Raw genomic sequence first — 6298 nt, 5'->3', positions numbered from 1 at the left:
CGGGCAGCGGCCGTAACTCCTGGCGGCTGTAGATCAGTGGGCGTGCGCCGGTCGAAACCCGCAGGCGCTCAGTCAGATTCAGCTCCGCGAGCAGCGCCGGCATTTCGGGGCGGCGCAGCACGAATGCCTCGGCGCCCAGATCCATCGGCTGTCCGCCGACCGGCTCGGTGCGCAGCACGCCGCCGAGCCGGTCACCCGGATCGAACAGCGTGATCGCCGCGCCGTCGCCGGCGGCCGCGCGCAGCCGATAGGCCGCCGTCAGGCCCGAAATACCACCCCCCACAACGCAATACGAGGGGGAACTCATAGGGAGTGGACCAGCGACACCAGGTCGGTCAGCACACCGGGATCGGTTTCGGGCAACACACCGTGGCCCAGGTTGAAGACGTGGCCCGCGGCGCCGGCATCGATGGCGCGCCGGCCGTCGTCCACCACCGCGCGCGCCGCGCGTTCCACTACCGGCCAGCCCGCCAACACCACCACCGGATCGAGGTTGCCCTGCAACGCCGTGCCGGGTTGGACGCGGGCGGCCGCATCGGGCAGCGAGGTTCGCCAATCGACGCCCACCACGTTCGCGCCGACCGACGACATCGCGCCCAGCAGTTCGGCGGTGCCGACCCCGAAGTGGGTCATCGGGACGCCGTAGTCGGCCAAGGCGGCGAATACCCGGGCGCTGTGCGGCTGCACGTAGGTGCGGTAGTTCGCCAGGGAAAGCGCCCCGGCCCACGAGTCGAACACCTGAATGGCGTCCACCCCGGCCTCCAGCTGCACCCGCAAGAAACCCACCGTGATGTCGGTCAGCTTCTCCATCAGCGCATGCCAGGTCTCCGGCTCGGCCAGCATCATCGCCTTGGTGCGCGCATGGTTACGGCTCGGGCCGCCCTCGATCAGATAGGACGCCAGGGTGAACGGCGCGCCCGCGAAGCCGATCAGCGGGACGTTGCCCAGCGCGGACACCAGCAGCGACACCGCGTCGGAAACAGGCTGAACCCGTTGCCGCTCAAGCGGTTTGACGGCGGCAACGTCGGCAGCGGTGCGCACCGGTGACTCGATCACCGGCCCCACCCCGGCGACGATGTCCAGGTCGATGCCCGCCCCGAGCAATGGCACCACGATGTCGGAGAACAAGATCGCCGCGTCGACGTCGTGGCGGCGCACCGGCTGCAGGGTGATCTCGCAGACCAACTCGGCGTCGAAGCAGGCCGACAGCATGTCGGTCTGGGCCCGCAGCGCCCGGTATTCGGGCAGCGAGCGACCGGCCTGGCGCATGAACCACACCGGCACCCGGTTGGGTTTGCGCCCGCTCACGGCCGCCAGATACGGCGACTCGGGAAGGTCGCGGCGAGTACTCATCAGCCTCAATGCTGCCATGGGGGCCGATGGCCGGTTGCGTAACATCAACCCGATGCCAGTCAACTACGACGAGTTTCCAAGCCTGCGCCGCGAGCTCGGGGACAACGGGGTGCTGACCCTGGTGCTGGACTCCCCCGGCCTGAATTCGGTCGGCCCGCAGATGCACCGCGACCTCGCCGACATCTGGCCGGTGATCGACCGCGACCCGGCGGTGCGCGCCGTCCTGGTCCGCGGCGAGGGCAAGGCGTTCTCCTCCGGCGGCAGCTTCGACCTGATCGACGAGACCATCAACGACTACGAGGGCCGGCTCCGCATCATGCGCGAGGCCCGCGACCTGGTGCACAACATGATCAACTGCGACACCCCCGTCGTGTCGGCGATCCGCGGGCCGGCGGTGGGCGCGGGCCTGGTGGTGGCCCTGCTGGCCGACATCTCGGTGGCGGGTCGCACCGCGAAGCTGATCGACGGGCACACCAAGCTCGGCGTGGCGGCCGGCGACCACGCCGCGATCTGCTGGCCGCTGCTGGTCGGCATGGCCAAGGCCAAGTACTACCTGCTGACCTGCGAGACGCTGCTGGGCGAGGAGGCCGAGCGGATCGGGCTGGTGTCCACCTGCGTCGACGACGACGACGTGCTGTCCACCGCCAGCCGCATCGCCGAGAACCTGGCGCAGGGCGCACAGAACGCGATCCGGTGGACCAAGCGCAGCCTCAACCACTGGTATCGCATGATGGGCCCTACCTTCGAGACCTCGGTGGGCCTGGAATTCCTCAGTTTCAGCGGCCCCGACGTGCAGGAAGGCCTGGCGGCCCACCGCGAGAAACGTCCCGCGCGTTTTACCCGCTGAGCGCCGTCTGAGCTGCACATATAGCTTTGGTGGAGGTCCGGTAACGGCTTGGTCGCGGCGGGTTTGAAACGCGGCGCGCCTGTCGCGGCGTGTCGGGCTGTGGGTCTACCGTCGATCCCTGTGACCCGTGCCGTGACGACGCAGAACGGTCGGGATGGACAGGAGCGGCGCCAAGTGACCTCATCCGAACCGGCCCCCTTCCGCGAGGCGGTAGCGGCGATGAACGCCGTCGTCGTGCGGCCGGAGATCGAGTTGGGTCCCATCCGGCCGCCGCAACGCTTGGCTCCCCACAGCTACGCCCTGGGCGCCGAGGTCAAACATCCCGACCGCGACATCATTCCCGAACGCTCCGACGGCGACGCCTTCGGCCGGCTGATCCTGCTCTACGACCCCGAGGGGGCCGACGCGTGGGACGGCACCATCCGCATGGTCGCCTACATCCAGGCCGACCTCGACCCCAGTGAGGCGGTTGACCCGCTGCTGCCCGAAGTAGCGTGGAGTTGGCTAGTCGAGGCACTGGAGTCACGTATGGAACAAGTCGTCGCCCTGGGCGGCACCGTCACCGCCACCACATCGGTGCGCTATGGAGACATCTCCGGGCCGCCGCGCGCCCACCAGCTCGAGCTGCGCGCGTCGTGGACCGCGACCTCACCCGCGGTCGGCGGTCATGTCGAGGCGTTCTGCGAGGTGCTGGAGCACGCCGCGGGCCTACCACCCGCTGGAGTCACCGACCTGAGCTCACGGTCACGCGCCTAGCATGGGCGAACCGGCGGCCGACGGGCCGGGCAGCAGCGTGCCCGGCGACGCGGGCACCGACCCGGCGCCCACCCCGCTGCCGCGCCCTTCCGAAGGCGTGCCGCCGATCTCGGTGAGCGTCGGCGACATCGAGGCCGCCGCGCAGCGGCTGGACCGCGGGCACGGGCCGTTCGCGGTGGACGCCGAGCGGGCGTCGGGTTTCCGCTACTCCAACCGGGCCTACCTGATCCAGATCCGGCGGGCCGGCTCCGGCACGGTGCTCATCGATCCGGTGAGCCACGGCGCCGACCCGCGCCAGGCCCTGCGGCCGGTGGCCGAGGTGCTGGGCAGCGACGAATGGATCCTGCACTCCGCCGATCAGGACCTGCCGTGTCTGGCGGAGGTGGGCATGCGGCCGCCGGCGCTGTACGACACCGAACTCGCCGGACGGCTGGCCGGGTTCGACCGGGTAAACCTGGCCACCATGGTCGAGCGGCTGCTGGGCTTCGGGCTGGCCAAGGGCCACGGCGCGGCCGACTGGTCCAAACGGCCGCTGCCCGCCGAATGGCTCAACTACGCCGCGCTGGACGTCGAGCTGCTCATCGAGCTGCGCGCGGCGATCGCCGATGTGCTGGCCGAGCAGGGCAAAAGTGATTGGGCCGCACAGGAATTCGACTATCTGCGCGAGGTGGGTTCGAAAGATCCGAGCGCCGCCACGCGCCGGGACCGGTGGCGGCGGACGTCGGGCATCCATCGGGTGCGCGATCAGCGTGGCCTGGCCGCGGTGCGCGAACTGTGGTTGACCCGCGACCGGATCGCGCAGCGCCGCGACATCGCGCCGCGGCGCATCCTGCCCGACTCGGCCATCATCGACGCCGCCCTGGCCAACCCGACGACCGTCGAGGAACTGGTCGCGTTGCCCGTGTTCGGGGGGCGCAATCAGCGGCGCAGCGCCGCGACGTGGCTGGCGGCGCTGGATGAGGCCCGGCGCAACAAAAACCCGCCCACCGACAGCGAAGCGCCGAACGGCCCGCCGCCGCCGTCGCGGTGGAGCAGGCGCAAACCGGAGGCCGCCGCCCGGCTGGAGGCCGCGCGCTCGGCGCTGTCGGAGGTGTCCGGGCGGGTCCACGTCCCCACCGAGAACCTGGTGTCACCGGACCTGGTGCGACGGCTGTGCTGGGACTGGGCGCCCGCCCCCGATCCGCTCGACGCCGTCGAGAACTTTCTGCGCGCCGGCCAGGCCCGGCCGTGGCAGCGGGAATTGGTGGACCCGGTGCTGGCCAAGGCGCTGCAGGCGCCGGAAGGCACCGAGCCCGCTGAATAGTGGCGATCGCGAGCGCGCCGCAGCCGGGCGAAGCGGGTCGCCACCATCGGCACTAGTCGAGGTGCTCGCGGATCTCCGCTTCGGCGACGCCGCTGCCCAGCGCGGCGACCCAGCCGGTGATGCGGCGGGCCACGTCCTGGTCGGTCAGCGCCAGATCGGACAGCAGCTCACCGCGGGAGGCCTGCTCGTAGAACTGCTGCGGCAGTCCGACGTCGCGACACGGGACGTCGATCTCCGCGCGGCGCAGGGCGGCCGACACCGCCGAGCCGACGCCGCCGTTGACTCCGTTGTCCTCGCACGTGACGACCAGCTTGTGCTGCTCCGCGAGCTCGAGAATGCTCGGCGACACCGGCAGCACCCAGCGCGGGTCGATGACCGTGACGCCGATCCCCTGGTCCTGTAGCCGCCTGGCCACCGCCAGCGCCATCGGCGCGAACGCGCCGACGCCGATCAGCAGCACGTCGTGGTTGCAGCCGCCGGCCGGGACCGCGAGCACGTCAACGCCCGAGGTGCCGGCGCCGCGACGCTCGATCGCCGGGATGTCCTCGCCCACATCGCCTTTCGGGAAGCGCAGCGCCGTGGGGCCGTCGTCGACGTCGAGCGCCTCACCGAGTTCCTCGCGCAACCGGGTGGCGTCCCGGGGTGCGGCCACCCGCATGCCGGGCACGATGCCCAGCATCGACAGGTCCCACATGCCGTTGTGGCTGGCGCCGTCCGCACCGGTGATGCCGGCCCGGTCGAGCACCATGGTGACGGGCAGCTTGTGCAGCGCTACGTCCATCATGATCTGGTCGAAGGCCCGGTTGAGGAACGTCGAATAGATGGCCACCACCGGGTGCATGCCGCCCATCGCCAGCCCGGCCGCCGACGTCATCGCGTGCTGCTCGGCGATGCCGACGTCGAACAGGCGGTCCGGGAACTGCTGCCCGAACGGGGTCAGCCCGGTCGGGCCGGGCATGGCCGCGGTGATGGCCACGATGTCGCGGCGCTTGTGGGCGTAGCCGATGAGCGCGTCGGAGAACGTCGCCGTCCAGCCGGGCCCGGCGATCTTGGTCGCCTGGCCGGTGACCGGGTCGATGACGCCGCAGGAATGCATCTGCTCGGCCTCGTCGTCCTCGGCCGGGGCGAAGCCCATCCCCTTGCGGGTCACCACGTGCACGATCACCGGGCGGCCGAAACCGCGGGCGTGCCGCAGCGCGGCCTCCACCGCGCGCTCGTCGTGGCCGTCGACCGGACCCACGTACTTCAGTCCCAGGTCGGTGAACAGCAGCTGCGGCGACAGCGAGTCCTTGATGCCGGCCTTGACGCTGTGCATCACGCGGTAGGCGAGCCTGCCGACCAGCGGCAGCGCGCGCAGCGCGTCGCGGCCCTTCTCCAGGGCCTGCTCGTAGGCCGGCTGCAGCCGCAGCGAAGCCAGATGATCGGCGACACCGCCGATCGTCGGGGCGTAGCTGCGGCCATTGTCGTTGACGACGATGATGACGGGCCGGCCGGAGGCGGCGATGTTGTTCAGCGCCTCCCAGCACATGCCACCGGTGAGCGCGCCGTCGCCGATCACAGCGACCACGTGCCGGTTGCGGTGTCCGCTCAGCTCGAAGGCCTTGGCCAGGCCGTCGGCGTAGGACAACGACGCGCTGGCGTGGCTGGACTCCACCCAGTCGTGCTCGCTCTCGGCGCGCGACGGATACCCGGACAGGCCGCCCTTCTTGCGCAGGCTTTCGAAGTCGTGGGCGCGCCCGGTCAGCATCTTGTGCACGTAGGCCTGATGGCCGGTGTCGAAGATGATCGGATCGTGGGGTGAGTCGAACACCCGGTGCAGGGCGAGCGTCAGCTCGACCACGCCCAGATTGGGCCCCAGGTGTCCCCCGGTGGCAGCAACCTTGTGAATCAGGAACTCGCGAATCTCGGCGGCCAGATCGCGAAGCTGATGCGCAGAAAGGTGCTGCAGATCAGCGGGCCCGCGGATCTGTTCCAGCATCCAGTCAGTCTACGCAGCGCTGTGGAGAACACTACTGACGAACGTGGCGACGTTCATCGCT

At 70.6% G+C, this 6298-nt stretch carries 6 protein-coding genes; 3 read left to right on the top strand and 3 right to left on the bottom strand.

Features of this window, described 5'->3' with window-relative positions; genetic code table 11:
- On the bottom strand, positions 1-307 hold a 307-nt coding region (locus A5646_RS06120), incomplete at its 3' end, for an NAD(P)-binding protein (protein ID WP_156765533.1).
- Positions 304-1353 carry a uroporphyrinogen decarboxylase gene (hemE, locus tag A5646_RS06115; RefSeq protein WP_067020587.1) on the bottom strand — a complete coding sequence of 350 codons (1050 nt, stop codon included), beginning with the start codon at positions 1351-1353 and terminating at the stop codon, positions 304-306. The genes A5646_RS06120 and hemE, both read right to left, overlap by 4 nt.
- A 52-nt stretch (positions 1354-1405) precedes the next feature.
- Here hemE and A5646_RS06110 point away from each other — a divergent pair, with 52 nt between their 5' ends.
- From A5646_RS06110 to A5646_RS06100, 3 genes are all read left to right on the top strand, one after another.
- Entirely contained in the window at positions 1406-2200 is a 795-nt protein-coding gene (locus A5646_RS06110; RefSeq protein WP_067020590.1) for an enoyl-CoA hydratase/isomerase family protein, read from the top strand.
- Between the two features lie 132 nt (positions 2201-2332).
- Positions 2333-2956 (top strand): DUF3000 domain-containing protein, encoded by a 624-nt coding sequence (locus tag A5646_RS06105; RefSeq protein ID WP_082972678.1) that lies wholly within the window; start codon positions 2333-2335, stop codon positions 2954-2956.
- A 1-nt stretch (position 2957) separates the two neighbouring features.
- The gene (locus A5646_RS06100) at positions 2958-4259 is read left to right on the top strand and encodes a ribonuclease D (RefSeq protein ID WP_067020585.1); all 1302 of its coding nucleotides are present in this window, start codon (positions 2958-2960) and stop codon (positions 4257-4259) included.
- Between the two features lie 52 nt (positions 4260-4311).
- On the opposite strand, the gene dxs is transcribed toward A5646_RS06100, so the two are convergent.
- A complete protein-coding gene (gene dxs / locus A5646_RS06095; RefSeq protein ID WP_066879793.1) occupies positions 4312-6237 on the bottom strand; it encodes a 1-deoxy-D-xylulose-5-phosphate synthase in 1926 nt (641 codons plus the stop codon).
- Between the last annotated feature and the right edge of the window lie 61 nt (positions 6238-6298).

The sequence above is a fragment of the Mycobacterium sp. 1245499.0 genome (assembly GCF_001673615.1).
GTDB lineage: Bacteria > Actinomycetota > Actinomycetes > Mycobacteriales > Mycobacteriaceae > Mycobacterium > Mycobacterium europaeum_A.
This window is presented reverse-complemented; position numbering and strand designations above follow the sequence as displayed.